26 protein-coding genes are annotated in these 22,981 nt (G+C 63.7%); 16 read left to right on the forward strand and 10 right to left on the reverse strand.

Annotated features, from left to right (window positions below):
* The first annotated feature begins 38 nt into the window (after window positions 1–38).
* Window positions 39–965, forward strand: a complete 927-nt coding sequence (locus tag CSC73_RS02830; RefSeq protein ID WP_211840793.1) for a hypothetical protein — start codon at window positions 39–41, stop codon at window positions 963–965.
* A 76-nt stretch (window positions 966–1,041) separates the two neighbouring features.
* Here CSC73_RS02830 and CSC73_RS02835 read toward each other — a convergent pair whose 3' ends face one another.
* The 6 genes from CSC73_RS02835 to CSC73_RS02860 all read right to left on the reverse strand — a co-directional run bounded on the left by CSC73_RS02835 (window position 1,042) and on the right by CSC73_RS02860 (window position 6,260).
* Window positions 1,042–2,436, reverse strand: coding sequence for a replicative DNA helicase (locus CSC73_RS02835; protein ID WP_163839069.1), 1,395 nt, complete (start codon window positions 2,434–2,436; stop codon window positions 1,042–1,044).
* 210 nt (window positions 2,437–2,646) lie between these two features.
* Complete coding sequence (rplI, locus tag CSC73_RS02840; protein WP_163838905.1) at window positions 2,647–3,096, reverse strand: 50S ribosomal protein L9; 450 nt, start codon at window positions 3,094–3,096, stop codon at window positions 2,647–2,649.
* Window positions 3,097–3,222: 126 nt separating this feature from the next.
* On the reverse strand, window positions 3,223–3,453 hold the full coding sequence (gene rpsR / locus CSC73_RS02845; RefSeq protein ID WP_093280062.1) for a 30S ribosomal protein S18: 231 nt from the start codon (window positions 3,451–3,453) through the stop codon (window positions 3,223–3,225).
* An 11-nt stretch (window positions 3,454–3,464) separates the two neighbouring features.
* Window positions 3,465–3,896: a 30S ribosomal protein S6 gene (gene rpsF, locus CSC73_RS02850; RefSeq protein ID WP_093280061.1), complete on the reverse strand. Its 432-nt coding sequence runs from the start codon at window positions 3,894–3,896 to the stop codon at window positions 3,465–3,467.
* 174 nt (window positions 3,897–4,070) lie between these two features.
* On the reverse strand, window positions 4,071–5,831 hold the full coding sequence (locus tag CSC73_RS02855) for a DUF885 domain-containing protein (RefSeq protein WP_163838906.1): 1,761 nt from the start codon (window positions 5,829–5,831) through the stop codon (window positions 4,071–4,073).
* A gap of 93 nt (window positions 5,832–5,924) precedes the next feature.
* Window positions 5,925–6,260 carry a HesB/IscA family protein gene (locus CSC73_RS02860; protein ID WP_093280059.1) on the reverse strand — a complete coding sequence of 112 codons (336 nt, stop codon included), beginning with the start codon at window positions 6,258–6,260 and terminating at the stop codon, window positions 5,925–5,927.
* A gap of 118 nt (window positions 6,261–6,378) precedes the next feature.
* Here CSC73_RS02860 and asnS point away from each other — a divergent pair, with 118 nt between their 5' ends.
* The 9 genes from asnS to CSC73_RS02905 all read left to right on the forward strand — a co-directional run bounded on the left by asnS (window position 6,379) and on the right by CSC73_RS02905 (window position 13,135).
* Window positions 6,379–7,779 (forward strand): asparagine--tRNA ligase, encoded by a 1,401-nt coding sequence (gene asnS, locus CSC73_RS02865; protein WP_163838907.1) that lies wholly within the window; start codon window positions 6,379–6,381, stop codon window positions 7,777–7,779.
* Window positions 7,780–7,947: 168 nt separating this feature from the next.
* On the forward strand, window positions 7,948–8,253 hold the full coding sequence (locus tag CSC73_RS02870; protein ID WP_163838908.1) for a hypothetical protein: 306 nt from the start codon (window positions 7,948–7,950) through the stop codon (window positions 8,251–8,253).
* Window positions 8,250–8,558, forward strand: coding sequence for a hypothetical protein (locus tag CSC73_RS02875; protein WP_163838909.1), 309 nt, complete (start codon window positions 8,250–8,252; stop codon window positions 8,556–8,558). Before CSC73_RS02870 ends, CSC73_RS02875 begins: the two co-directional genes overlap by 4 nt.
* 9 nt (window positions 8,559–8,567) lie before the next feature.
* Window positions 8,568–9,200: an FMN-binding negative transcriptional regulator gene (locus tag CSC73_RS02880; protein ID WP_163838910.1), complete on the forward strand. Its 633-nt coding sequence runs from the start codon at window positions 8,568–8,570 to the stop codon at window positions 9,198–9,200.
* 7 nt (window positions 9,201–9,207) lie between these two features.
* Entirely contained in the window at window positions 9,208–9,996 is a 789-nt protein-coding gene (locus CSC73_RS02885; RefSeq protein WP_163838911.1) for an SDR family oxidoreductase, read from the forward strand.
* 70 nt (window positions 9,997–10,066) lie between these two features.
* Window positions 10,067–11,494 carry an aldehyde dehydrogenase gene (locus tag CSC73_RS02890; RefSeq protein ID WP_163838912.1) on the forward strand — a complete coding sequence of 476 codons (1,428 nt, stop codon included), beginning with the start codon at window positions 10,067–10,069 and terminating at the stop codon, window positions 11,492–11,494.
* 7 nt (window positions 11,495–11,501) lie between these two features.
* On the forward strand, window positions 11,502–12,167 hold the full coding sequence (gene can, locus CSC73_RS02895; protein WP_163838913.1) for a carbonate dehydratase: 666 nt from the start codon (window positions 11,502–11,504) through the stop codon (window positions 12,165–12,167).
* Complete coding sequence (locus tag CSC73_RS02900; RefSeq protein ID WP_163838914.1) at window positions 12,160–12,585, forward strand: RidA family protein; 426 nt, start codon at window positions 12,160–12,162, stop codon at window positions 12,583–12,585. Before can ends, CSC73_RS02900 begins: the two co-directional genes overlap by 8 nt.
* Before the next feature lie 4 nt (window positions 12,586–12,589).
* On the forward strand, window positions 12,590–13,135 hold the full coding sequence (locus CSC73_RS02905) for a 3-hydroxyanthranilate 3,4-dioxygenase (RefSeq protein ID WP_163838915.1): 546 nt from the start codon (window positions 12,590–12,592) through the stop codon (window positions 13,133–13,135).
* A 40-nt stretch (window positions 13,136–13,175) separates the two neighbouring features.
* On the opposite strand, the gene CSC73_RS02910 is transcribed toward CSC73_RS02905, so the two are convergent.
* The gene (locus CSC73_RS02910) at window positions 13,176–13,694 is read right to left on the reverse strand and encodes an REP-associated tyrosine transposase (RefSeq protein ID WP_163838916.1); all 519 of its coding nucleotides are present in this window, start codon (window positions 13,692–13,694) and stop codon (window positions 13,176–13,178) included.
* Window positions 13,695–13,825: 131 nt separating this feature from the next.
* Between CSC73_RS02910 and CSC73_RS02915 the strand changes: the two genes are divergently transcribed.
* From CSC73_RS02915 to CSC73_RS02940, 6 genes are all read left to right on the forward strand, one after another.
* Window positions 13,826–14,836 (forward strand): amidohydrolase family protein, encoded by a 1,011-nt coding sequence (locus CSC73_RS02915; RefSeq protein WP_163838917.1) that lies wholly within the window; start codon window positions 13,826–13,828, stop codon window positions 14,834–14,836.
* Window positions 14,837–14,957: 121 nt separating this feature from the next.
* On the forward strand, window positions 14,958–16,232 hold the full coding sequence (kynU, locus tag CSC73_RS02920; RefSeq protein WP_163838918.1) for a kynureninase: 1,275 nt from the start codon (window positions 14,958–14,960) through the stop codon (window positions 16,230–16,232).
* Between the two features lie 78 nt (window positions 16,233–16,310).
* Window positions 16,311–17,678: an FAD-dependent oxidoreductase gene (locus tag CSC73_RS02925; protein ID WP_163838919.1), complete on the forward strand. Its 1,368-nt coding sequence runs from the start codon at window positions 16,311–16,313 to the stop codon at window positions 17,676–17,678.
* Window positions 17,678–19,120, forward strand: coding sequence for an exodeoxyribonuclease I (gene sbcB / locus CSC73_RS02930; protein ID WP_163838920.1), 1,443 nt, complete (start codon window positions 17,678–17,680; stop codon window positions 19,118–19,120). Before CSC73_RS02925 ends, sbcB begins: the two co-directional genes overlap by 1 nt.
* Before the next feature lie 93 nt (window positions 19,121–19,213).
* Window positions 19,214–19,900 (forward strand): DUF2461 domain-containing protein, encoded by a 687-nt coding sequence (locus CSC73_RS02935; RefSeq protein WP_163838921.1) that lies wholly within the window; start codon window positions 19,214–19,216, stop codon window positions 19,898–19,900.
* A gap of 2 nt (window positions 19,901–19,902) precedes the next feature.
* Entirely contained in the window at window positions 19,903–20,439 is a 537-nt protein-coding gene (locus CSC73_RS02940; RefSeq protein ID WP_163838922.1) for a DUF2939 domain-containing protein, read from the forward strand.
* Between the two features lie 75 nt (window positions 20,440–20,514).
* Here CSC73_RS02940 and CSC73_RS02945 read toward each other — a convergent pair whose 3' ends face one another.
* The 3 genes from CSC73_RS02945 to CSC73_RS02955 all read right to left on the reverse strand — a co-directional run bounded on the left by CSC73_RS02945 (window position 20,515) and on the right by CSC73_RS02955 (window position 22,902).
* Window positions 20,515–21,423: a 5'-nucleotidase gene (locus CSC73_RS02945; RefSeq protein WP_163838923.1), complete on the reverse strand. Its 909-nt coding sequence runs from the start codon at window positions 21,421–21,423 to the stop codon at window positions 20,515–20,517.
* A 110-nt stretch (window positions 21,424–21,533) separates the two neighbouring features.
* Window positions 21,534–22,034, reverse strand: coding sequence for a hypothetical protein (locus tag CSC73_RS02950; protein ID WP_163838924.1), 501 nt, complete (start codon window positions 22,032–22,034; stop codon window positions 21,534–21,536).
* A gap of 100 nt (window positions 22,035–22,134) precedes the next feature.
* The gene (locus tag CSC73_RS02955; protein WP_163838925.1) at window positions 22,135–22,902 is read right to left on the reverse strand and encodes an NAD kinase; all 768 of its coding nucleotides are present in this window, start codon (window positions 22,900–22,902) and stop codon (window positions 22,135–22,137) included.
* Window positions 22,903–22,981 lie beyond the last annotated feature (79 nt).

A 22,981-nucleotide genomic window follows, 5' to 3' on the forward strand; every position in this document is an offset into this window, starting at 1 on the left:
CGCCGGATTGTAGCCGCCCTGCCCCGGCGGCATCGCAGGTGGCCTGCGCCACCGCCGGATTTCGTATCGACAAGGATAGCCACGGCGCGCCAGGATCGATGATGGACACCACGCCCAACCCGGACAGTTCGGTCTACCGCATCCTCTATTTCGAAGAGATATACCCGAGCCGGGCCGCTGAAGAGCAGGCCGAGAAAAGCAAGCTCGCCGCCTTCGGCACACTGGCCCGGCTCAACCCGTTGAACCGTCCGAAACCCGAAACCGTGAAGCTGTCGAAGTGGGAGCTGCGCTACGAACCCTTCTGGCACCTCGTGGCGCGCCGCGAGATCGACTACCTGCACGAAGCGGTGTATCCGGTGCAGATCACCAATCCTTATGCGCGCAGGGTGGAAATCGCCGGCAGCGCCTTCGAGATCGTTCCCGACAGCGGCAGCAAACCGCGCATCGACGTGCAGCTGCAGGAATTCTGCCACCGCAAGATCGACGCGGTAGTCCACCAGGACGGACTCAAGCGCGGGATCAAGCCGGTCAAGCTGCAGAGCTACATCGACCGCTACAAGGCCACCGAGCGCACCCAGCTGGACGTGGACGGCACTATCCCGCCACAGCTGCCGTTCAACGCCGCGGTGCAGATCGTGAAGGCCAAACTGGCCGCCGAGCCCATCGATGCGCATTCGATCCAGAGCGACACGGTGGAGTTCACTACCGCGCACCTGTACTTCCGTCCGGTATTTGCCTTCGAATACAACTGGAACAACAAGCTGGGCGTGATCGAGATCGACGGGTTGACCGGCGAGGTGATCGAGAACGGGGAATGGTTCCGCGAGAAGGTGGACATCGTGATGTCGCGGGAAATGATGTTCGAGCTGGGCGCCGAAATGGCCTCGGCGGTGGTGCCGGGCAGCGGCTATGCGGTGAAGTTGTTGAACAAGGTGACGCAGGAGAAGCCCAAGGCCAACATGTAGGGCGGGCACTGCCCGCCATGGATCTCCGACGTACATGGGTGGCGGGCAGTGCCCGCCCTACGTTTGTCGCAGAACGCTATTCGAAGCTTCCCACCGCATCGTGGGCCAGATTGTCGAAGCGCGTGTACTCGCCGAAGAACTTCAGCTTGACCGAACCGGTGGGGCCGTTGCGCTGCTTGCCGATGATGACTTCGGCCAGGCCCTTGTCCGCCGAGTCCTTGTGGTAGTACTCGTCGCGGTAGATGAAGATGATGACGTCGGCGTCCTGCTCGATGGCGCCCGATTCGCGCAAGTCGGCCATCACCGGGCGCTTGTCGGTGCGGGTTTCCAGCGAGCGGTTGAGCTGGGAGAGCGCGATCACCGGCACGTTGAGTTCCTTGGCCAGGCCCTTTAGCGAGCGCGAGATCTCGGAGATCTCGGTGGCCCGGTTTTCGCTGTTGCCCGGTACCGCCATCAGCTGCAGGTAATCGATCACGATCAGGCCCAGATCGTGCTCGCGCTTGAGGCGGCGCGCCTTCGAACGCAATATGTCGGGCGACAGCCCCGGCGTGTCGTCGATGAAGATCTTGGTTTCCTTGAGCATGCGGATGGCGCTGGTGACGCGGCTCCAGTCCTCGTCCTCCAGCTGGCCGGTACGCAGGCGGGTGGCGTTGACCCGGCCATTGGAGGAAATCAGGCGCAGGGCCAGCTGCGACGCCGACATTTCCATCGAGAACACGGCCACGGCCTTCTTCGACTTGATCGCCGCATACTCGGCGATGTTCAGCGCCAGGGTGGTCTTGCCCATCGCCGGGCGCGCGGCCAGGATCAGCAAATCGGTGGGCTGCAGGCCGGCGGTCATCTCGTCGAATTCGTGGTAGCCGGTCGGCAGGCCGGTGATGCTGCCGCCGTTCTCGAAGCGGTTCTGCAGCACTTCGAACGCGTCCTTCAACGCGGTGTTGACCGCGGTGAAATCGGTGCGTCCGCGCGCGCCGGCCTCGGCGATGGCGAAGACTTCCTGCTCGGCCTTGGCCAGCAGCTCGGCGCTGTCGCGGCCGTCGGGCTGGAAACCGTCGTTGATGATCGCGGTGCCGACTTCGATCAATTGCCGCATCACCGCTTTGTCGCGCACGATCTCCGCATAGGCCACGATGTTGGCGGCCGACGGCGTGGTGGTGGCCAGCTCGACCAGATAGGCGCCGCCGGCGACCTGCTCGATCTGCCCCTGCGATTCGAACCACTCCCCCAGGGTCACCGCGTCGTAGGGGCGGCTCTTTTCCGCCAGTTCGCTGATGGCGCGGTAGATGAGCTGGTGGTCGCGGCGGTAGAAGTCGACGTCGTTGAGTTTGTCGTTGATGCGGTCGTAGGCTTCCGGCGCCAGCATCAGCCCGCCCAGCACCGCCTGTTCGGCTTCGATGGAGTGCGGCGGCACGCGCAGTTGTTCGATACGCGCGTCGTGCTGGTCGTAGCGGAAACCTGGGCGTGCGGACATGGGTGCGGTGGATTCCTGTGCGGTTCTTGCGATGCTGCGGATGCTTGCGTGATCGGCCATCGTAGGTGCTCCGCCTGTGTGCTCGCGATGGCACAACCTGTGGATAAGTACGATTGCTTGATAAACCTTTCGAGTCTCAGGGGCTGCGACCTTCGGAAACGAAACAGGCGCCTTTCGGCGCCTGTCCCGGATGCAGCTTGAAACAGCAGCTTACGCTTCGGCGATGACGACGACCTTGACGGTCGTCTCGACGTCGGCGTGCAGGTGCACCACCACGTCGTACTCGCCGATGTGGCGGAATGCGCCTTCGCCGAGAATGACTTCGCTCTTCTCCAGCGGGTAGCCGGCCTTGGTGAAGGCTTCGGCGATGTCGCGCGGACCGACCGAACCGAACAGCTTGCCTTCGGTAGCGGCGTTGGCGCTGATGGTGACGCTGGCGCCTTCCAGCTTGGCGCGGCGGCCTTCGGCTTGGTCATGGATCGACTTGGCCTTGGCTTCGTATTCGGCGCGCTTGGCTTCGAACTCGGCCACGTTGGCGGCGGTGGCCGGCACGGCCTTGCCCTGCGGCACCAGGTAGTTGCGGCCGTAGCCCGGCTTCACGTCGACTTTGTCGCCGAGCACGCCCAGGTTGGTCACTTTCTGCAGGAGGATCAGTTGCATGGTATTGCTCCGTATTCGTTAGCGGGATTCATCCCGCAGCGGTGGGCTGTCCGAATGACAGTGGAAGTTGGCGAAGCCTTGCCGGGAAGAGCCGCGCACTGCTGCGGGCTCCTCGCGGGCTACGACTCAGTTGTCGTGGCTGTCGGTGTACGGGATCAGCGCCAGGAAACGCGCGCGCTTGACTGCGGTCTGCAGCTGGCGCTGGTAACGCGACTTGGTGCCGGTCACGCGGCTGGGGACGATCTTGCCGGTTTCGGTCAGGTACTGGCGCAGGGTGTTGAGATCCTTGTAGTCGATCTCTTTCACGCCTTCGGCGGTGAACTTGCAGAACTTGCGGCGACGGAAGAACTTGGACATGGGGGTGCTCCTTAGGCGGCTTCGGCAGTGTCGGAATCGGTATCGACGGCGGCTTCGACAGCCTCGCCCTCGTCGTCATCGCGACGGCGACGTTCGCCACGCTCGGGCTTGTCGCCCTTCTCGTCCTTGCTCTTCATGATGATCGACATCTCGGTGTCGGCTTCATCGCGCTTCATGATCAGGTGGCGCAGCACCGCATCGTTGAAGCGGAAGCTTTCGGTCAGTTCGGCCAGGATCGCCTGTTCGACTTCGATGTTGAACAGCACGTAATGGGCCTTGACCAGGTTCTGGATGGGGTAAGCCAGCTGACGGCGGCCCCAGTCTTCCAGGCGGTGGATCTTGCCGCCGCCGTTTTCGACCAGCGTCTTGTAACGCTCGATCATGGCGGGGACTTGCTCGCTCTGGTCGGGGTGGACCAGGAACACGACTTCATAATGACGCATCGTTGTATACCTTTCGGATGATGGCCGGCATCCCTGGTGGAGGCCGGCCGGACAGCCCCCCGACCGTCCCCAGAGTGGGAATGAAGGACGCGGTGGGGCAAGGATTCCCGCAGGACAAGCCCGCAGGAAGCCGGAAATTATGTCAGCTCAATGACTTAGCTGCAAGCAGCAAGGCTATTTTGCCGCCTTCCGGGCGCTTATCCAGGCGTCGATGTGCTTCTCCAGGGCCTCCAGCGGCACCGAGCCGGTTTCCAGCACGGCATCGTTGTACTCGCGCAGATCGAATTTCGGCCCCAGCTCCCGCTGGGCGCGGGTCCGAAGCTCGGAGATCTTCATCTGCCCGATCTTGTAGGCCAGGGCCTGGCCGGGGGTGCCGATATAGCGGTCGATCTCGTTGACGATGTCCTGCTCGGTCTTGGCCGCGTTGTCCTTGAAATAGGCGATGGCCCGCTCCCGGCTCCAGCCCTTGGCGTGCATGCCGGTGTCCACCACCAGGCGCACGGCGCGCCACATTTCGTAGACCAGCTGGCCGAAATGGTCGTAAGGGTCGTCGTACAGGCCCATTTCGAAGCCCAACTGCTCGGCGTACAGGCCCCAGCCTTCCCCGTAGGCCACAAAATAGGCGGTCCGGCGGAACATCGGCGCGTCGGGAATCTCCAAGCCCCGCGCGAACTGGAAATGGTGCCCCGGCACCGCCTCATGCAGGGACAGCGGCACCATTTCCCAGGTCGGCCGCACCTCGGGCTTGTACAGGTTGACGTAGTAGTAGCCCGGACGGGTGCCGTCCGAAGCGCCCGGCTGGTAGTAGGCGGTGGTGGTGTCGGGGGCGATGTTGTCCGGGATCGGCCGCACGCCGTAGGGCAGGCGCGGGATGGTCTTGAACACCTTTACCAGTTCCGGGTCGATGCGCTTGGACAGCGCGCGGTAGGCGGTCAGCAACTCATCTGGCGTCTTGTGGAAGAACTTGGGGTCGCTGCGCAGATAGGCGAAGAACTCGGCCAAGGTGCCCTTGAAGCCAGCCTGCGTCTTCACCTTCTCCATCTCCGCGCGGATGCGCGCGACTTCTTTCAGGCCGATGGCGTGGATCTGCTCGGCGGTCAGGTCGGTGGTGGTGTAGTAGCGGGCCAGGAAGTCGTAATAGGCCTTGCCGTCCGGCAGATCGGTCGCGGCGATCGACTCACGGGTCTTGGGCAGGTATTCCTCATTGAAATAGGTTTGCAGCTTGCGGTAGGCCGGAACGACGTCGCTGGCGATCACGCGCCTGGCTTCCGCCTGCAGCTTGTCCCGGTCGGCTTGAGCGATGGAATCCGGGAACTTGAGGAACGGCTTGTAGAACGCGCTCTTGGCCGGATCGTCCACCACCTGCCCCGCAATCTGCGCCGGCACGCGCTGCATCAGCACGCGCGGCGGCAGGTTGCCCGCCTTCACGCCTTCCTGCATCAGCACCACGACCTGGTCCAGGGTCCTGGGCAACGCCTGCAGGCGCTTCAGCCAATCCTGGTAGTCCTTGACGGTGGCGAACGGCAGCACCTCGGCGATCCCGTCCGCGGTCTGCGGTCCGCCCTGGTGGCTGATCGGTTGCTGGTATTCGTGGAATTTCTGCCGCTCGATGCTGCGCTGCAGGTTCCATTCGAAAGTGTCGTAATCCAGCTGGTCGGCCGCCGACAGGGTCTTGCGGTCGATCGCATGCAGTTTTTCCAACGCCGCGCGATCTTCTTCTTGCCGGATAGCGATGGCCGACAGGCTGAAATCGGTCCAGCGGTCGTTGAAGCGGGGGTCGCCGTTGTAGCTGGCGTTCTCGGGGCTTTCGCGCAGGCCTCGCTCCCATTCGTCGGCGAAAAGCTTGTGGAGCGTGGGGTTCTGGGCGCTGGTTTGCGCGTGCGCGGGTAGAACGGCGGCGAGCGTCAACGCTGCCAGCAACAGGGGACGGAACATGGACCACTCCGGATTCGGCGAACCGGGAGCTTAATACGGAGAGGTCAGGTCGGTGGGAGTGCCATTGGTCGCACTCGCCGCACTGCGGTGCCTTCAGGCCAGATCGGCTTCGGTGGTGAAGCTTTCTCCGCATCCGCATTCGGCGGTGGCGTTGGGGTTGCGGAACAGGAAGGTTTCGCTGAGGCCCTGCTTGCCGAAGTCGATCTCGGTGCCGTCGACCAGGGACAGGCTGTCGGCATCGACGAAGATCTTCACGCCTTCCTGTTCGAACACGGTGTCGTCCTGGCGCTGGTCGCGGGCCAGGTCGGCCACATGGCCCCAGCCGGAGCAACCGGTGCGGGTAACGCCGAAACGCAGACCCAGGGCGCCCGTCTCGGCAACGAAACGCTGCACGCGCTGGAATGCGACCGGGGTAAGGGTGATGGCCATCGGATCTCCTGCTGGCGACGATTATAGACTTGCATAGACCTGCGGACGGGGCTTTCCGGGCGCTGCTCCGGTAAACTCCGCATTCCATTAATGGTTGCGTTCCCCAAGGATTCAAGTCATGACGGTGGTAAGCGTCGAACATGCGCTGGCGGGCAAGATCCCGGCCGGCGGCGAAGTCACGGTACGCGGCTGGGTGCGCACACGGCGCGATTCCAAGGCCGGCCTGTCCTTCGTCAACGTCAGCGACGGCTCCTGCTTCGCGCCGATCCAGGTCGTCGTGCCCAGCGCGCTGGGCAACTACGAATCGGAAGTGAAGCATCTCACCGCCGGCTGCGCGGTGATCGCCACGGGCACGCTGGTGGCCTCCCAGGGCCAGGGCCAGAGCTACGAAATCCAGGCCTCGACGCTGGAAGTGGTGGGCTGGGTGGAGGATCCGGAAACCTATCCGATCCAGCCCAAGGCGCACTCGCTGGAATTCCTGCGCGAAGTGGCCCACCTGCGCCCGCGCACCAATCTGTTCGGCGCGGTGACCCGCATCCGCAACTGCCTGGCCCAGGCGGTGCACCGCTTCTTCCACCAGAACGGCTACTACTGGATCAGCACGCCCATCGTTACCACCTCCGACGCCGAGGGCGCCGGCCAGATGTTCCGCGTGTCCACGCTGGACCTGGCCAACCTGCCCCGCACCGACAAGGGCGAGGTGGATTTCAGCCGCGATTTCTTCGGCAAGGAAACCTTCCTCACCGTGTCCGGCCAGCTCAATGTCGAGGCCTACTGTCTGGCGCTGAGCAAGGTCTACACCTTCGGCCCCACCTTCCGCGCCGAGAACAGCAACACCACCCGCCACCTGGCCGAGTTCTGGATGATTGAGCCGGAAATCGCCTTCGCCGACCTGGCCGAGGACGCGCGCGTGGCCGAGGCTTTCCTCAAGTACCTGTTCCGTGCGGTACTGGACGAACGCGGCGACGATCTGGCCTTCCTGGCTGAGCGCGTGGACAAGAACGCGATCAGCAAGCTGGAGGATTTCATCAACGCGCCGTTCGAACGCATCGAGTACACCGATGCGATCAAGCTGCTGCAGGAATCCAAGCAGAAGTTCGATTTCCCGGTGGAATGGGGCCTGGACCTGCAGACCGAGCACGAGCGCTGGCTGACCGAGCAGCATGTGGGCCGGCCGGTGGTGGTGACCAACTACCCCGAGCACATCAAGGCCTTCTACATGCGCCTCAACGACGACGGCAAGACCGTGGCCGCGATGGACGTGCTGGCGCCGGGCATCGGCGAGATCATCGGCGGCAGCCAGCGCGAAGAGCGTCTGGACGTGCTGGATGCGCGCATGGCGCAGTTCGGCCTGGATGCGGCGCATTACGGCTGGTACCGCGATTTCCGCCGCTACGGTACGGTGCCGCATGCCGGCTTCGGCCTGGGCTTCGAGCGGCTGGTGGTCTATGTCTGCGGACTTTCCAATATCCGCGATTCGATCCCCTACCCGCGTGCGCCGGGGAATGCGGAGTTTTGATGTCACCGGCATCCGAGAAAATAGAGCATCGTCATCCCAGCGAAAGCTGGGATCCATCTTGATCTTCGCGACGGCGTTTCAGATGCATGCAAGTCAAGGGCAAAGTCAAAATGGATCCCAGCTTTCGCTGGGATGACGGCCCTTGAAAATTACGAGGTTTGATTCCCAGTGATCCTGTTCTTCGCCCTGCTTTTCCTGGCCACCGCCATCGCCGGTTTCTGCGCGTTCGTGATTTTCTGGCCACTGACCCTGGTGCACGTGCGCGACCGCCATGAAGCCATTGCCGCGGAATTCGGCGCTGGGGCTTTTCTCAAGCCGGTCGCATTGGGTTGGCTGTTGAGCGGGCGCTATCGCGATACCAACGACCGCTCGCTGACCGGTTTGGCGACACCGGCGAAGGTTTCGCTACTGGTCATTTTTGGTGGCTTGGCGTGCGCAGCAGCGCTCTGGCTTTTGTCCCTGGTGATGGCATGAACGAAACCGTGGAATACCAATGGTACGTGGCGTCCCTGGGTCGCACCCTCGTGTGGGCGCGGTTGCGCGTGCGCGAAGCGGGCACTGCGGAAGTCTTCGATAGCGACGGCAACACCTTGACCTACGACAGCGACGACACCGCCCGCGCCGCGCTGTTCGACGCCGAATTCGTGGCCTTCGACGGTCTGGACGAAGACGATGCGCTGGCCAGGGGCTTCTCGCTGGACGAAGTCTCTCCCCCACGCGCCGAGAACGACGCGGCATTGCGCCACCTGATGGTGCAGTCGCTGGGCGCGCGGGCCTGATTCGGGCCGATGTACACGCCCAGGGCCTTCGTTGAAACCGACCTGTTGGAATTGGACAGGCTGCTTGCGCGCGATCCCTTCGTCACCCTGATCACCAACGACGAAGGCATTCCCTTCGCCAGCCACCTGCCGGTGCTGTATTCGCGCGACGGCGGACAAGTGATACTCGAAGGCCACTGGGCCAAAGCCAACCCGCAGGTCCTGCACTCCGGCCCCGCCCTGATGATCGTGCAAGGCCCGCATGCGTACATCTCCCCGGGCTGGTACACCGACAAGGAAGAAGCGGCGCGGGTGCCCACCTGGAACTATGCCGTGGCGCACCTGATCGGCCGGCTGCAGGCTTCCGACGAAGAGGATTTCCTTGCCAGCATCGTCGACCGCTTGAGCATCCGCCACGAAACCGCCGTCGGCAGCGATTGGCGTTATGAACACGACAATCCGCGGCTTCGCAGCCAGCTGCGTGGCATCGTGGGGTTCCGTTTCGTGCCCGAACGGATCGAACTGAAGTTCAAGCTCAGCCAGAACCATCCTGAGGCCAATGTGCGCGGCGCGGTAGAGGGATTGTCCGGGCTGGAAGACCCGCAATCGCATGAGATCGCGGAACTGATGAGAGAGCGGCTGGCAAACCGCGCACCCGACTGAGGAACGCATGGACCTGAATCTCAACGGCAAGCACGCGCTGGTCTGCGGAGCATCGGCAGGCATCGGCCGTGCGGCCGCGCTGGAACTCGCGCTGCTCGGTGCGGACGTCACCCTGCTCGCGCGTCGCGCCGAGACGCTCGAAGCGGTGGCGTCCTCCCTGCCCCGCAAGGCCGAAGGCCAGCGACACGGCTGGATAGCCGCCGACATCTCCGAACGCGATGCGCTTGCCGCGCGCGTACAGGCGCTCGCCGCCGCCAATCCGGTGCATATCCTGGTCAACAACACCGGCGGTCCGCCCGGCGGCCGCGCCATCGATGCGGAGGCCGACGCTTATCTGGACGCTTTCAACAGGCATCTGCTCGCCAACCAGGCGCTGGTGCGGGCGGTGCTGCCGGGCATGCAGAGCGCGCAATGGGGCCGCATCGTCAACGTGATTTCCACCTCCGTGAAGGAACCCATCGTCAACCTCGGCGTGTCCAACAGCATCCGCGGCGCGGTGGCGAGTTGGGCCAAGACCCTGTCGCGTGAGCTCGCCCACGACGGGATCACGGTGAACAACGTACTGCCGGGCTACACCCGCACGCAGCGGCTGGAGCAGATTCTGGACGACCGTTCCGCTTCCACCGGCAAGTCGCGCGATGCCATCGCCGCCACCATGCTGGCGACCGTGCCGGTGGGCCGCTTCGCCGAAGCGAGCGAGATCGCCGCAGCCATCGCCTTCCTTGCCAGCCCTGCCGCCGCCTACATCAATGGCGTCAGTCTGGCGGTGGATGGCGGACGCATGCAGTCCATCTAGGTAGGTCGGGGCTACGCCCCCGACGCCCTCCATGCTCATCCTCCTGCGCCCGTGCGGTTAAGCTTGGCATATGCAGAAACTGCACCACTGGATCGACGGTCAGGCGCAGCCGCCCCGAAGCGGAGGTTGGCTGGACGTATTCGACCCCAATACCGCGCAAGTCCATGCACAAGTGGCGCGCGGCGACGCTAGCGATGTCGAGGCCGCGATGGCTGCCGCGGCACGCGCCTTTCCTTCATGGTCCGCGCTACGCAACAGCGAGCGCGCCGGGTGGCTTGAAAAGCTGGCGTCGGCGCTCGAATCGCGTACGGAGGAATTCGCCCGCGCCGAATCGCTGGACGGCGGCAAGCCGCTGGCTTTGGCGCGCGACGCTGAAATTCCCCGCGCCGTCTCCAACCTGCGCTTCTTCGCCCATGCCGCGACCCAGTTCGCCAGCGAGTCGCATCACGGCGAGGCCGGCCTGAATTACACGCTGCGCCCGCCCTTGGGAGTGGTGGCGACGATTTCGCCGTGGAACCTGCCGCTGTACCTGTTCACCTGGAAGATCGCCCCTGCCCTGGCGGCCGGCAATACCGTTGTCGCCAAGCCTTCCGAAGTGACGCCGCTGACGGCGACGATGTTGGCCGAATTGGCGGCCGGGATCGGGTTTCCCAAAGGCGTGCTCAACATCGTCCATGGATTGGGACCGGAGGTCGGCGAACCGTTGGTGACCCACACCCAGGTGCGCGCGGTCTCGTTCACCGGCAGCACCGCCGTCGGCAAGCGCATTGCGGCGCTGACTACGACTTCGCTGAAGAAGCTGTCGCTGGAACTGGGCGGCAAGAACCCTACCCTGGTCTTCGCCGACAGCGATTGGCGCCGGCAGCTGGATACGCTGGTCCGCTCCGCTTTCCAGAATTCCGGGCAGATCTGCCTGTGCGGGTCGCGCCTGCTGATCGAGCGTTCGATCTACGGCGAATTCCGCGATGCATTCGTCGAACGGGTACGCGGCTTGCGGGTCGGCGATCCGGCGACCGAAGGGACCAACCTGGGTCCGCTCGTTTCCCAAGCCCACTTCGACAAGGTCATGGCCTGCCTGCAGCGTGCCCGCGACGAAGGCGGCACGTTCCTGTGCGGCGGCCGCAGTATCGAGCGCGCCGGCTGGTTCGTCGAACCGACGGTGATCGAAGGGCTGGGACCGGGTTGCGTCAGCAACCGCGAGGAAATCTTCGGCCCCGTGGTCACGCTGCAGCCATTCGATACGGACGAAGAAGCCCTGGTCCTGGCCAACGCCAGCGACTACGGCCTGTCCGCGTCGCTATGGACACGCGACCTGGATCGCGCGCACCAGCTTTCCGCACAGCTGCGCGCAGGCATCGTGTGGGTCAATACCTGGCTGATGCGCGACCTGCGCACGCCGTTCGGCGGCGTGGGTTCTTCCGGGCTGGGCCGCGAAGGCGGGGCCGAGGCGATGCGCTTTTTCACCGAAGCGAAAAATGTCTGTCTGGCTCTGGGATAATGGACGCATGAGCGAACTCGACGACCTGCTGCGCAACAACCGGGAATGGGCCGAACGGATCAAGCAGGAAGATCCTGGCTTCTTCAAGCGCCTGTCCCAGCAGCAATCCCCGCGTTACCTGTGGATCGGCTGCTCGGACTCGCGCGTGCCGGCCAACCAGATCCTGGGCCTGGACCCTGGTGAGGTCTTCGTACACCGCAACATCGCCAATCTGGTGGTGCATACCGACCTGAACTGCCTGAGCGCCATCCAGTTCGCGGTGGACCTGCTCAAGGTCGAACACATCCTCATCGTCGGCCACTACGGCTGCAGCGGCGTGCACGCCAGCCTGACCAATCGCCGCGTCGGCCTGGCCGACAACTGGCTGCGCCACGTGGGCGATGTGGCACAGAAACATGCCGCGCTGCTGGAGCAGGTGGAAACCGATTCGCTGCGTCACGCCCGTCTTTGCGAGCTCAACGTGATCGAACAGGTCAGCAACGTGTGCCAGACCACCATGCTGCAGGACGCCTGGGCACGCGGACAGAAGGTCTCGGTGCACGGCTGGGTCTACAGCCTGTTCGACGGACGCGTGCGCCAGCTCGGCATCGATGTGGACAACGCCGACCAACTCGTTTCCGCATACCAGAACGCCGTTGCCGCGGTGAAGCCGCAGGGCGACCGGCATGAGTGAAGTCGTGCGCACGGATTCGGCCCCGGCTCCCGTGGGCAGCTATCCGCATGCGTGCCGCGTGGGCAACCTGCTTTTCCTTTCCGGCATCGGTCCTCGCGATGCGACGACCAATGAGATCGCTGGCAACGAGTATTTCGCCGACGGTCGCGTGCGCAAATACGACATCGAGGCCCAAGCGCGCGCTGTATTCGCCAACGTGCGCGCCGTGCTGCAGGCCAGCGGCGCGCAATGGGCCGATCTGGTGGATGTGACCGTCTACCTCACCGATATGGGCCACGACTTCAAGGCCTACAACAAGGTCTGGGCCGAACATTTCCCCGATCCGGCCACTGCGCCGTGCCGGACCACGCTGGGCATCACCGCCCTGCCCACGCCCATCGCCATCGAGCTCAAGTGCGTCGCCGCGATCAAGGAGTAATCGGATGCTTTCCAGCCCGCTGAACCTGCAAGCCTGGATCGAGGAACACCGCCACCTGCTGAAGCCGCCTGTCGGCAATAAAGTGATCTATGCCGGCGATTTCATCGTCATGGTGGTGGGCGGCCCGAATTCGCGCACCGACTACCACTGGGACGAAGGTCCGGAGTGGTTCTACCAGTTGGAGGGCGAGATGGTCCTGCGTATCCAGGAACATACCGATGACGGCGGGAGCGCGGTGCGCGACATTCCCATCAAGGCGGGCGAAATCTTCCTGCTGCCGCCGCGGGTCCCGCACTCGCCGCAACGCATGCCCGACTCCATCGGCCTGGTGATCGAGCGCAAGCGCCTGGCGCATGAGGACGACGGCCTGCTGTGGTTCTGCGAGCGATGCAACCACAAAGTCTATGAGGAGTACTTCCACCTGCACGACATAGAAAAAGACTTCCCGCCAGTGTTCGATCGCTTCTATTCCTCAGTTGAACACAGGACCTGCAAGCACTGCGGCCACCTGAACCCCGCACCGATCCGTTATGTAATGCCGGACACCTGAGCTGATGTAGGGCGGGCACTGCCCGCCGCTCCATCCGTCATCACTCGCCAAAACCGGAATCCGGCTGATTGCCAACGATTCCCCAATCGCTCTCATAGAACCCTTCGCGTACCAATCTATGGAAGCTGGAGAACGGCCAATCGCACACTCGTGCAACCATGCCGTGCTTGACCGGATTGAAATGCAGATAATCCATCTGACGGCGCCAATCTGATTCATCACGAATCAGATGCTCCCAGAATCGAGGCTGCCATACGCGGGCGTCGCCTCTAATTCCAGTGCAGCTGGATAGCCTGCTCTCCTTCGAGAATTCTGCCTTGATAAGCCCCAATCGTTTCGAATAGTTGCAGTCATGTTCCGGTAAATGCCAGATGGCATGCATGTGGTTAGGCAGGACCACCCAACCGTCAATCCGGAACGGAAGCGCGACCCGCACTCTAGCCACGATCTCGCGTAGCAATTCGATATTGGACCCTGCCAGCATGGGTCGCCGGTTCTTGGTGACCACGGTGAACGAGTAACGGGCTCCGTGAGCATGGGCACGACGGTAGTTCGGCATTGCCACAGGCTAGCGGCCGCGGCGGGCAGTGCCCGCCCTACAAACCCGATTTTAATGTAGGAATCTTGCTTGATTGGCCATCTTTGACGTTCGAGCCGGGCAGGCCACGCCTTGCCCGGCTAAACTGGGCCATGCTCAAGATCGACACCCACGCCCACTACCTGCCGCACACATGGCCGGACCTGGCCAAGAAGTACAACGACGAGCGTTTCCCGGTCATCCATCACGGCGACGACGGGCGGGCGCGCATCTATAAGGACGGGAAGTTCTTCCGCGAAATCTGGCCCAAGACCTGGGACCCGCAGGTGCGCATCGACGATTACGCCCGGTTCGGCGTGCAGGTGCAGGTGCTCAGCACCGTGCCGGTCATGTTCAGTTACTGGGCCAAGCCCAATCAGGCCCTGGAATTGCATCAGGCCCTCAACGACCACACGGCCGAGGCGTGCCGGCAGTACCCGCGCCACTACGCGGGCATAGGCACCGTGCCCATGCAGTCCCCGCGCCTGGCGGTGCAGGAACTGGAGCGCTGCATGGACCAGTTGGGGCTGCAGGGCGTGCAGATCGGCAGCCATATCGGCGAGCTGAATCTGGATGCGCCCGAGCTTTTCGAATTCTTCCAGGCGGCGGCCGAACTGGAAGCTGCGGTACTGGTGCACCCTTGGGACATGATGGGCGCCGAAAGCATGCCCAAATACTGGCTGCCCTGGCTGGTGGGCATGCCCGCCGAACAATCGCGCGCGGCCTGCTGCCTGATCTTCGGCGGTGTGCTGGAGCGGTTGCCGAAGCTGAAGATCTGTCTGGCCCATGGCGGCGGCAGTTTCCCCTACACCATCGGCCGTATCGAGCACGGATTCAATATGCGTCCGGACCTGGTGGCCACCGACAACCCCGGCAACCCGCGCGACTACATCAAGCAGCTCTACTTCGATTCCTGGGTAGCCGATCCCCGCGCCCTGCAATACTTATTGGATACAGTAGGCACCGATCGGGTGATGCTGGGTACCGATTACCCGTTCCCATTGGGCGAACAGGAACCGGGCGCAGGCATCGCTGCGCTGAACCTGGATGGGGCCGGCCAGGCGCGCCTGTACCACGGCACAGCGCTGGAATGGCTGGGCCTGTCGGCCTCGAGATTCCAATGACCCCTATCCCCCCGTAGGAGCGACGTAAGTCGCGATGGATTTTTGCTGGTGAAACCTGATCGCGACTTACGTCGCTCCTACGGCGCTTCTACGGCGCTTCATTCTTTCCATTGAAAGGCTTATGACCGACTCGCTTTCACGCACTCACGCCATGGCGCTGGATGCCGCCGATCCGCTGCGCCCTCTGCGCAGCGAATTCCTGATTCCCAAGCACAAACACAGCGAACAGATCTATTTCTGCGGCAACTCGCTGGGCCTGCAGCCGCGCGGCGCCCGCGCGCACGTGCTGCAGGTGCTGGACAAGTGGAGCCATGAGGCGGTGGAAGGCCATTTCACCGGCCAGGCGCAATGGATGACCTATCACGAACAGGTACGCGAACCGCTGGCGCGCGTGGTCGGGGCCCAACCTTCGGAAGTAGTGGCGATGAATTCGTTGACCGCCAACCTGCATCTGATGATGGTCAGCTTCTACCGCCCCACCAGCGAACGCGCAGCCATCATCATCGAAGCGGGCGCTTTTCCTTCCGACCGGCATGCGGTCGAATCCCAGATCCGCTTCCACGGTTTCGATCCGGCGACCCACTTGATCGAAGTCGAGCCCGACCAGGCCGATGGCACCTTGTCGATGGAGGCCGTAGAACGCGCGATAGGCCAACACGGGTCGCGCACTGCTTTGGTGTTGTGGCCGGGCATCCAGTACCGCACCGGACAGGCTTTCGAACTCAAGAAGATCGCACGCCTCGCCCATGCGCAAGGTGCGGTGGCGGGTTTCGACCTGGCCCATGCGGTCGGCAACGTGCCAGTGAACCTGCACGACAGCCAGGCCGATTTCGCGGTGTGGTGCCATTACAAATACATGAACTCCGGCCCGGGTGCGGTGGGCGGTTGTTTCGTGCACGAGCGCCATGCGCGCACCAGCCGTCCGCGCTTCGCCGGCTGGTGGGGCCATGAAAAGGAAACCCGTTTCCAGATGGGCCCGCGGTTCGTGCCGACACCCGGAGCCGATGGCTGGCAGCTCAGCAATCCGCCCATTCTGGCGCTGGCGCCGCTGCTGGCCTCGCTGGAACTGTTCGACAAGGCCGGTGGCATGACCGCGATCCGCACGAAGTCGGAGAAAATCACCGGCTTCCTCGAAGCGCTCATACACGCGCGCGTTCCCGAGACCCTGGAGATCGTCACTCCTTCCGACCCGGCCCGTCGCGGCAGCCAGCTTTCGCTGCGCGTCGCCGGCGGGCGCGAACGCGGACGCGAGCTGTTCGAATACCTTTCCTCCGTCGGCACCGTCGGCGACTGGCGCGAGCCCGACGTGATCCGCATCTCGCCCGCTCCGCTCTACAACAAGTTCATGGATGTCTACCGGTTCGTGGAAGAAGTGGAGTCGTGGAGAGGTGTCTGACGAGCATTGTTGGACCGTAATCCCCGCCTTCGCGGGAATGACGAGCGGAAATTTTGCGAATGACGAAAGGTGGATGCATTGACTGATACGACCGCCAGATCCATCACCCTCATCGGCGCCGGCCTTGCCGGCGCATTGCTGGCCATCCTGCTGGCGCGCCGCGGCTGGCGGGTGGACGTCTACGAGAAGCGCGGCGATCCGCGCGTAAAAGGCTACCAGGGCGGCCGCTCCATCAATCTGGCCCTGGCCGAACGCGGGCGCAACGCGCTGCGCCAGGCCGATGCCGACGATGAGGTTATGAAACAGGCGGTGATGATGCGCGGCCGCATGGTGCATTTCCTGGATGGCCGCCAGCAGCTGCAGCGTTATGGACGCGACGATTCGGAAGTGATCTGGTCGATCCACCGCGGCGATCTCAATATCGTGTTGCTCGATCTCGCCGAACAGGCAGGCGCGGGCCTGCATTTCGACCGCAAGCTCGAGAGCGTCGATTTCGACACCCGCTGCGCACGTTTCGTCGATGAGCGCGATGGTTCGGAAAGCGAAACAGCGTTCGAGGCATTGGTGGGCGCCGATGGCGCAGGTTCGTCGCTGCGCGCTGCGATGATGAAGCAGACCGATCTGGGCGAGACCACCGAATTCCTGGATCATTCCTACAAGGAACTCGAAATCCCGCCGGATGCCAACGGCGGGTTCAAGATCGAACCCAATGCGCTGCATATCTGGCCGCGCGGCCACTACATGTGCATCGCCCTGCCCAACGACGAGAAGACCTTCACCGTCACCTTGTTCCTGCCCAATCAGGGCGACCCCAGTTTCGCGACGCTGCGCACCGGAGCCGAAGCCAGGGCGCTGTTCGAGCGCGATTTCGCCGACGCCGTACCGTTGATCCCGCGGCTGGAGCAGGACTGGGAGCGCAATCCGCCTGGTCTGCTGGCCACGCTATATCTGGATAGATGGCATATCGACGGCCGCGCGGTGCTGCTCGGCGATGCCGCACACGCCATGGTGCCCTTCCATGGGCAAGGCATGAACTGCGCTTTCGAGGATTGCGTGGTATTGGCGCGCAAGCTGGAGCAGCATGCGGACCTCGCCGATGCCTTCGCCGCTTTCGAGGCCGAACGCAAACCCAACGCCTCTGCCATCCAGCAGATGGCGCTCGAGAACTACCTGGAGATGCGGGACCGCGTGGACGACCCTGATTTCCTGCTGCAGCGGGAACTGGAACGCGTATTGCAGGAACGCCACCCCGGGCGCTTCGTGCCGCATTACACCATGGTCACTTTCATGCTGATCCCGTACGCGACCGCACTGCACCGCAGCGAAATACAGCGCGAAATCCTGGTCGCCGCCACACGCGGGCTAGATTCGCTGGACGCGGTCGATTGGAAAGTCGTGGATGCCGAGATAACGGCGCGCTTGGACGTGCTGGTGGATGCCGCCTGATGGCCGCAAGTTTTCTGTTCTACGATCTGGAGACTTTTGGCCGCGACCCGCGCCGCACCCGCATCGCGCAGTTTGCAGCGGTGCGTACCGACAGCGATCTCAATATCGTGGAAGAGCCCATCAGCTTCTTCGTGAAACCTGCCGACGACCTGCTGCCCTCGCCCACCGCCACTCTGATCACCGGCATCCCCCCTCAGCATGCGTTGCGCGAGGGCGTGGACGAAGCGGAAGCCTTCGCCCGTATCGCCGAGGAAATGTCGCGGCCGGAAACCTGCACATTGGGCTGGAACTCGCTGCGTTTCGACGACGAGTTCGTGCGTTACGGACTGTTCCGCAATTTCTACGACCCGTACGAACGCGAATGGCGCGGCGGAAATAGTCGGTGGGACATGCTGGACGTGATGCGGCTCGCACACGCGCTGCGTCCCGAGGGAATCGTCTGGCCGGAACGCGAGGATGGAGCTACCTCCTTCAAACTGGAGCACCTGGCGGCGGCCAATGGCGTTCGCGAGGGCGATGCCCATGAGGCCTTGTCCGACGTAAACGCCACGATAGGCATGGCGCGTAAATTCCGCGATGCCCAGCCGCGCTTGTGGGACTACGCATTGAAACTTCGCGACAAGCGTTTCGCCGCCACGTTGCTGGATACCATGGCGCTGACCCCGGCTCTGCATATCTCCCAGCGCTATCCCGCAAGCCGGATGTGCGCTGCGCCCGTGCTGCCGCTGGCCCGCCATCCGCGATTCGACAATCGCGTTATCGTGTTCGACCTGGATGGCGATCCTGAAGCGTTGCTGGGTCTCGACGCCGGAGATATCGCCGACCGGCTCTACACACCTGCGGCGGATCTTCCGCCCGGCGAGCAGCGCGTGCCGCTGAAAGAAGTGCACCTGAACCGCTCTCCCGCGCTGGTCGCATGGCCGCACCTGCGCGAGGAAGATTTCGCCCGCCTGCGGATCGACAGGCGTGCCGCGGAAGCCGTGGCCGAGCGGCTGCGTCCTTTCGCGGCGCAACTCGCCGAGAAGATGCGGCAGGTTTTCGGCAGCGAACGCGCTCACGACAAACCCGACGTCGATGCCGCTCTCTACGACGGCTTCATCGCCGATGGCGACAAACGCAGGATGGCCGAGGTCCGCGCCACGCCGCCCGAGCACCTGGACAAGCGCGAATTCGGCTTCAGCGATCCGCGGCTGCCAGAGTTGCTGTTCCGCTACCGCGCACGGAATTGGCCCGGCACCTTGACGCAACCCGAACAGGAACGCTGGAACCATTACCGTCGGCAACGGCTATGCGCGGACAGTGGAATGTCGGAAGTGACGTTCGAATCCTATTACCAGGAGATCGATACCCTGCGTCTGCAGTATGCGACAGACGGCGCCAAGCAGATCCTGCTGGATCAGCTAACGGCATGGGGCAACGAACTGGAACACCAACTATCGTAGGAGCGACGTAAGTCGCGAAGGACATCTTCCATAGCATCCTTCGCGACTTACGTCGCTCCTACGCGATTACATGCAACCCGTTATGGCCTTTCTATGACCGCCTATTTCTCCGATGCCAGCTTCAAGTTCCTGCGCGCCCTGGCCAAGCACAACGACAAGGCCTGGTTCGCCGCCAACAAGCAGAAGTACGAAGACCACGTGCGCCAGCCGTTCCTGCGCCTGCTGGTCGACCTGCAGCCGGACCTGGCCCGGGTCAGTCCCCATTTCCGCTCCGACCCCAAGACCGTGGGCGGTTCGCTGTTCCGCATCTATCGCGACGCGCGCTTCTCCAACGACAAATCCCCCTACAAATCCTGGCAAGGCGCGCGCCTGTACCACGAACGGCGCAAGCAGGTGCCCGCGCCTTCCTTCTATGTGCATCTGCAGCCCGGCGAATGCTTCGTCGGAGCGGGCTTGTGGCATCCGGAACCCGATACCCAGCGCCGCGTCCGCCAGTTCATCCACGACAATCCGGGAAGCTGGAAGGCGGCCGCGCATGCGCCCAAATTCCGCAAGCGCTTCGAATTCGAAGAAAGCGAGATGCTGACCCGACCGCCGCGCGGGTTCCCGGCCGATTTCGAATTCATCGACGACCTGAAGCACAAGAATTTCGTGTTCTGGCGCTCGCTGGACAACGAAACCATGACCGGACCCAGACTGCGGCAGACGCTGGCGGCGGACCTTGCCGCCCTTGCGCCGTTCGTGGACTATCTGTGCGCGGCCCTGGATCTGGAGTTCTGAGCATGAAGAAGTGGATCGCCTTGGTAGCAGCGGTACTGATCGCTCTTGGCGGCTATGTGGCTGCCGGGCCTTACCTGGCCATCAACGGCATCCGCACGGCATTGGCCGAGCAGGACACCGGGAAGCTGGAGCGGCACGTCGATTTCCCCGCGCTGCGCGTCAGCATCAAGGCGCAGATGGAAGACGCCCTGGCGCGGCGTGCGGGCAGCGATCTGGGCTCCAATATCTTTGGCGCCGTTGCGTTGTCGATCGCCAGCAATGTAATGGGCACCGGCGTGGACACCATGGTGACACCGCTGGGCATCGGCGCCTTGCTGCAGGGCCGCAGCATGTGGAAAAAGTCCATCGGTGAAACCGTTGATGGCGACACCTACGGCAAACCCGTGCCTGCTGACCCTTTGAAAACAGCGACACATAAGTACGAGTCGCTGTCGCGCTTCACCGCCACGGTGCACGACGAGGACGGCGACCCGGTGATCTTCGTGTTCGAGCGCAAAGGGCTGACCTGGAAGCTGGCCGACATCCGCCTGCCCTTGTAGGAGCGGGCCCTGCCCGCGACCGCTTCTCACGCAAAAAAGCGGTCGCGGGCAGGGCCCGCTCCTACAACAGACCGATCAGGAATTGGCTACGCCGTGCGGCACATGGCCGGTGGCCACATGCAGACGTGCGCTGTCGATGTTGTGCTGCGAATCGTCGAAGAAGATGTCGGCGCCGAAGGCTTCCAGGAACGGGCCTTTGTGCCTGCCGCCGAGGAAGAGCGCTTCGTCCAGACGCACGCCCCACTCTCGCAGCGTACGGATCACGCGCTCGTGCGCCGGGGCCGAGCGCGCCGTGACCAGCGCGGTGCGGATTGGCGCGTCCTTGCCGGGCGGGAAAGCGGCCTGCAGGTCGTGCAACGCGGAAAGAAAGCCCTTGAACGGACCGCCCGACAAAGGCTCCTTGGCGCGGTCGCGCTCATGCCGGCCGAAAGCTTCCACCCCCTGCTCCCGCGACACGCGTTCGCTTTCGTCGCCGAAGATCACCGCGTCGCCGTCGAAGGCGATGCGCAGCTGATCGGAACGCTGCTGCAGGGCCTTGGCCGGCAGGATGGTCGCCGCGGCGATACCGTGCTCCAGCGAACGCCGCACGGACTCCGGATTGGCGGAGAGGAACAGGTCGGCGCCGAACGGCTTGGCGTACGGCCAGGTCGGCTCGCCCGAGGTGAACGTGGCGCGGACGATGCCCAGTTTATGGTGCTGGATGGAATTGAAGATGCGCAGCCCGGTATCGGCCGAATTACGCGACAGCAGAATCACCTCGACCCTGGGCGTGTCGGCAGGCGCGCCTTCGTTGAGCGCCAGCAACTTCCGCACGACCGAGTAAGCCATGCCGGGCGCCAGCACGTCGTCCTCGTGCGTGCGTTGGAAATCGCTATAGGCCTCGACTCCTTGGCTCTCGAACAGGGCGTGACTTTCTTCCAGGTCGAAGAGCGCGCGGGAAGTGACCGCGACCGTCAGCAGGCGGGGGGCGTTATCGGAAGACATGCGCCATTATCCCGCACCCTGGTCGCATGCAACGAGATCCCGTAGGTCGGGGCTACGCCCCCGACGCACGGACGATTTCGGTATACGCACGTCGGGGGCGTAGCCCCGACCTACATTGCTCCTGGAGCCGCCCGCACCACGATCCGGGTCGCCGGACCGCGGCGGTTGTCGCGGGTGACCGCCCGCACGTCGACCTGCAGGTCGATGGTCTTCTGCTGGGCCGGCGCGCCTTCCTGCCACATGAACAGGAAATCGCTGCTGCGTCCATCGACGGGAGCCTGTATCGGCCCCTCGGGGAAGATCGCATAAGGCTGGCTGCCTGAAACCACTTCGAACTCGAACCCCAGGTCGCGCAGCTTGTGCTTCCCGCGAGGCCATTCCAGCGCCACCGAAAGCAAGCCTGTGTCGTCGCAGGACGCATGCTTGGGCCCGATGCCGCGAACTATTTCCTTTACCGCCACCACGGGCGCGGGAATCTCGCCGTCGGTCGTTTCGGCAGACCCATTGCCCGCGTCCAACGCGAACGGCGTCAGCCTGTTGGTCATCCCGCACGCATATACATGCGGTGCGGCCAATAGCGCGCACAGCATGACCGTCCACTTGCCCTTCATAGGAGACCCCTCCCCCAATCGGATGTGTCTGTACTTCGGCCGCCCCACTTCGCGGCCACCGGAAGCATACCCCTTTCCGGTCGAGCCGAGTCAAGCAGGCTCAGACCACGAACTGCTCGCTCAGGATGCGCTCTTCCAGGTTGTGTTCCGGATCGAACAGCAGCGTCACCGTGCGCTCGCGGGATTCGCGGATGGTGACTTCCACCACGTCGCGCACTTCGTGCGAATCGGCGGTGACGCTGACCGGACGTTTGTAGGGATCCAGCACGCGGAAGCGCACTTCGGTGTCGGCCTTGAGGATGGCGCCACGCCAGCGGCGCGGGCGATACGGCGCGATAGGAGTCAGGGCGATGGTGTGCGAGCCCAACGGCAGGATCGGGCCGTGCGCTGAAAAATTGTAAGCCGTGCTTCCGGCCGGAGAAGCCACCAGCACCCCGTCGCAGACCAGTTCATCGACTCGCGTCTGGCCGTTGAGGTCGATGCTCAGATGCGCCGCCTGCCGGGTCTGGCGCAACAACGAAACCTCGTTGTAGGCCAGCGAGCCGATGCTGGCGCCCGACTCGGTGAGCGCCAGCATTTCCAGCGGGCGCAGTTTGGCGGGCTCGGCCGCGGCGATGCGATCGAGAAGGCCTTCGTCGCGGTAGTGATTCATGAGGAAGCCGACCGTACCCAGCTTCATGCCGAACACCGGTTTGCCCAGGCCACCATGGCGATGCAGGGTCTGCAGCATGAACCCGTCCCCGCCCAGCGCGCAGAGCACGTCGGCCTCTTCCGGTTCGCAGGCGCCATGAAGCGCGGTCATTTGCACCAGCGCCTGTTGTGCTTCTTCGGCGGGACTGGCGAGAAAGGCGATGCGGGGCGTAGTCATGGCGGCAGCATAACCGGTCTCCCCATCAATGTAGGAGCGGGCCCTGCCCGCGACGCTTTTGTCGTGCGAAACGAAAAGC

The organism is Pseudoxanthomonas sacheonensis (assembly GCF_010093305.1).
In the GTDB taxonomy this organism is placed as follows: domain Bacteria; phylum Pseudomonadota; class Gammaproteobacteria; order Xanthomonadales; family Xanthomonadaceae; genus Pseudoxanthomonas_A; species Pseudoxanthomonas_A sacheonensis.

Bases quoted from the DNA above. Each gene is read 5' to 3' on its own strand.
- CSC73_RS02835 (WP_163839069.1), bottom strand. From the start codon at position 2,436: ATGTCCGCACGCCCAGGTTTCCGCTACGACCAGCACGACGCGCGTATC.
- rplI (WP_163838905.1), bottom strand. From the start codon at position 3,096: ATGCAACTGATCCTCCTGCAGAAAGTGACCAACCTGGGCGTGCTCGGC.
- rpsR (WP_093280062.1), bottom strand. From the start codon at position 3,453: ATGTCCAAGTTCTTCCGTCGCCGCAAGTTCTGCAAGTTCACCGCCGAA.
- rpsF (WP_093280061.1), bottom strand. From the start codon at position 3,896: ATGCGTCATTATGAAGTCGTGTTCCTGGTCCACCCCGACCAGAGCGAG.
- CSC73_RS02855 (WP_163838906.1), bottom strand. From the start codon at position 5,831: ATGTTCCGTCCCCTGTTGCTGGCAGCGTTGACGCTCGCCGCCGTTCTA.
- CSC73_RS02860 (WP_093280059.1), bottom strand. From the start codon at position 6,260: ATGGCCATCACCCTTACCCCGGTCGCATTCCAGCGCGTGCAGCGTTTC.
- asnS (WP_163838907.1), top strand. From the start codon at position 6,379: ATGACGGTGGTAAGCGTCGAACATGCGCTGGCGGGCAAGATCCCGGCC.
- CSC73_RS02875 (WP_163838909.1), top strand. From the start codon at position 8,250: ATGAACGAAACCGTGGAATACCAATGGTACGTGGCGTCCCTGGGTCGC.
- CSC73_RS02880 (WP_163838910.1), top strand. From the start codon at position 8,568: ATGTACACGCCCAGGGCCTTCGTTGAAACCGACCTGTTGGAATTGGAC.
- CSC73_RS02885 (WP_163838911.1), top strand. From the start codon at position 9,208: ATGGACCTGAATCTCAACGGCAAGCACGCGCTGGTCTGCGGAGCATCG.
- CSC73_RS02890 (WP_163838912.1), top strand. From the start codon at position 10,067: ATGCAGAAACTGCACCACTGGATCGACGGTCAGGCGCAGCCGCCCCGA.
- can (WP_163838913.1), top strand. From the start codon at position 11,502: ATGAGCGAACTCGACGACCTGCTGCGCAACAACCGGGAATGGGCCGAA.
- CSC73_RS02900 (WP_163838914.1), top strand. From the start codon at position 12,160: ATGAGTGAAGTCGTGCGCACGGATTCGGCCCCGGCTCCCGTGGGCAGC.
- CSC73_RS02905 (WP_163838915.1), top strand. From the start codon at position 12,590: ATGCTTTCCAGCCCGCTGAACCTGCAAGCCTGGATCGAGGAACACCGC.
- CSC73_RS02910 (WP_163838916.1), bottom strand. From the start codon at position 13,694: ATGCCGAACTACCGTCGTGCCCATGCTCACGGAGCCCGTTACTCGTTC.
- CSC73_RS02915 (WP_163838917.1), top strand. From the start codon at position 13,826: ATGCTCAAGATCGACACCCACGCCCACTACCTGCCGCACACATGGCCG.
- kynU (WP_163838918.1), top strand. From the start codon at position 14,958: ATGACCGACTCGCTTTCACGCACTCACGCCATGGCGCTGGATGCCGCC.
- sbcB (WP_163838920.1), top strand. From the start codon at position 17,678: ATGGCCGCAAGTTTTCTGTTCTACGATCTGGAGACTTTTGGCCGCGAC.
- CSC73_RS02935 (WP_163838921.1), top strand. From the start codon at position 19,214: ATGACCGCCTATTTCTCCGATGCCAGCTTCAAGTTCCTGCGCGCCCTG.
- CSC73_RS02940 (WP_163838922.1), top strand. From the start codon at position 19,903: ATGAAGAAGTGGATCGCCTTGGTAGCAGCGGTACTGATCGCTCTTGGC.
- CSC73_RS02945 (WP_163838923.1), bottom strand. From the start codon at position 21,423: ATGTCTTCCGATAACGCCCCCCGCCTGCTGACGGTCGCGGTCACTTCC.
- CSC73_RS02950 (WP_163838924.1), bottom strand. From the start codon at position 22,034: ATGAAGGGCAAGTGGACGGTCATGCTGTGCGCGCTATTGGCCGCACCG.
- CSC73_RS02955 (WP_163838925.1), bottom strand. From the start codon at position 22,902: ATGACTACGCCCCGCATCGCCTTTCTCGCCAGTCCCGCCGAAGAAGCA.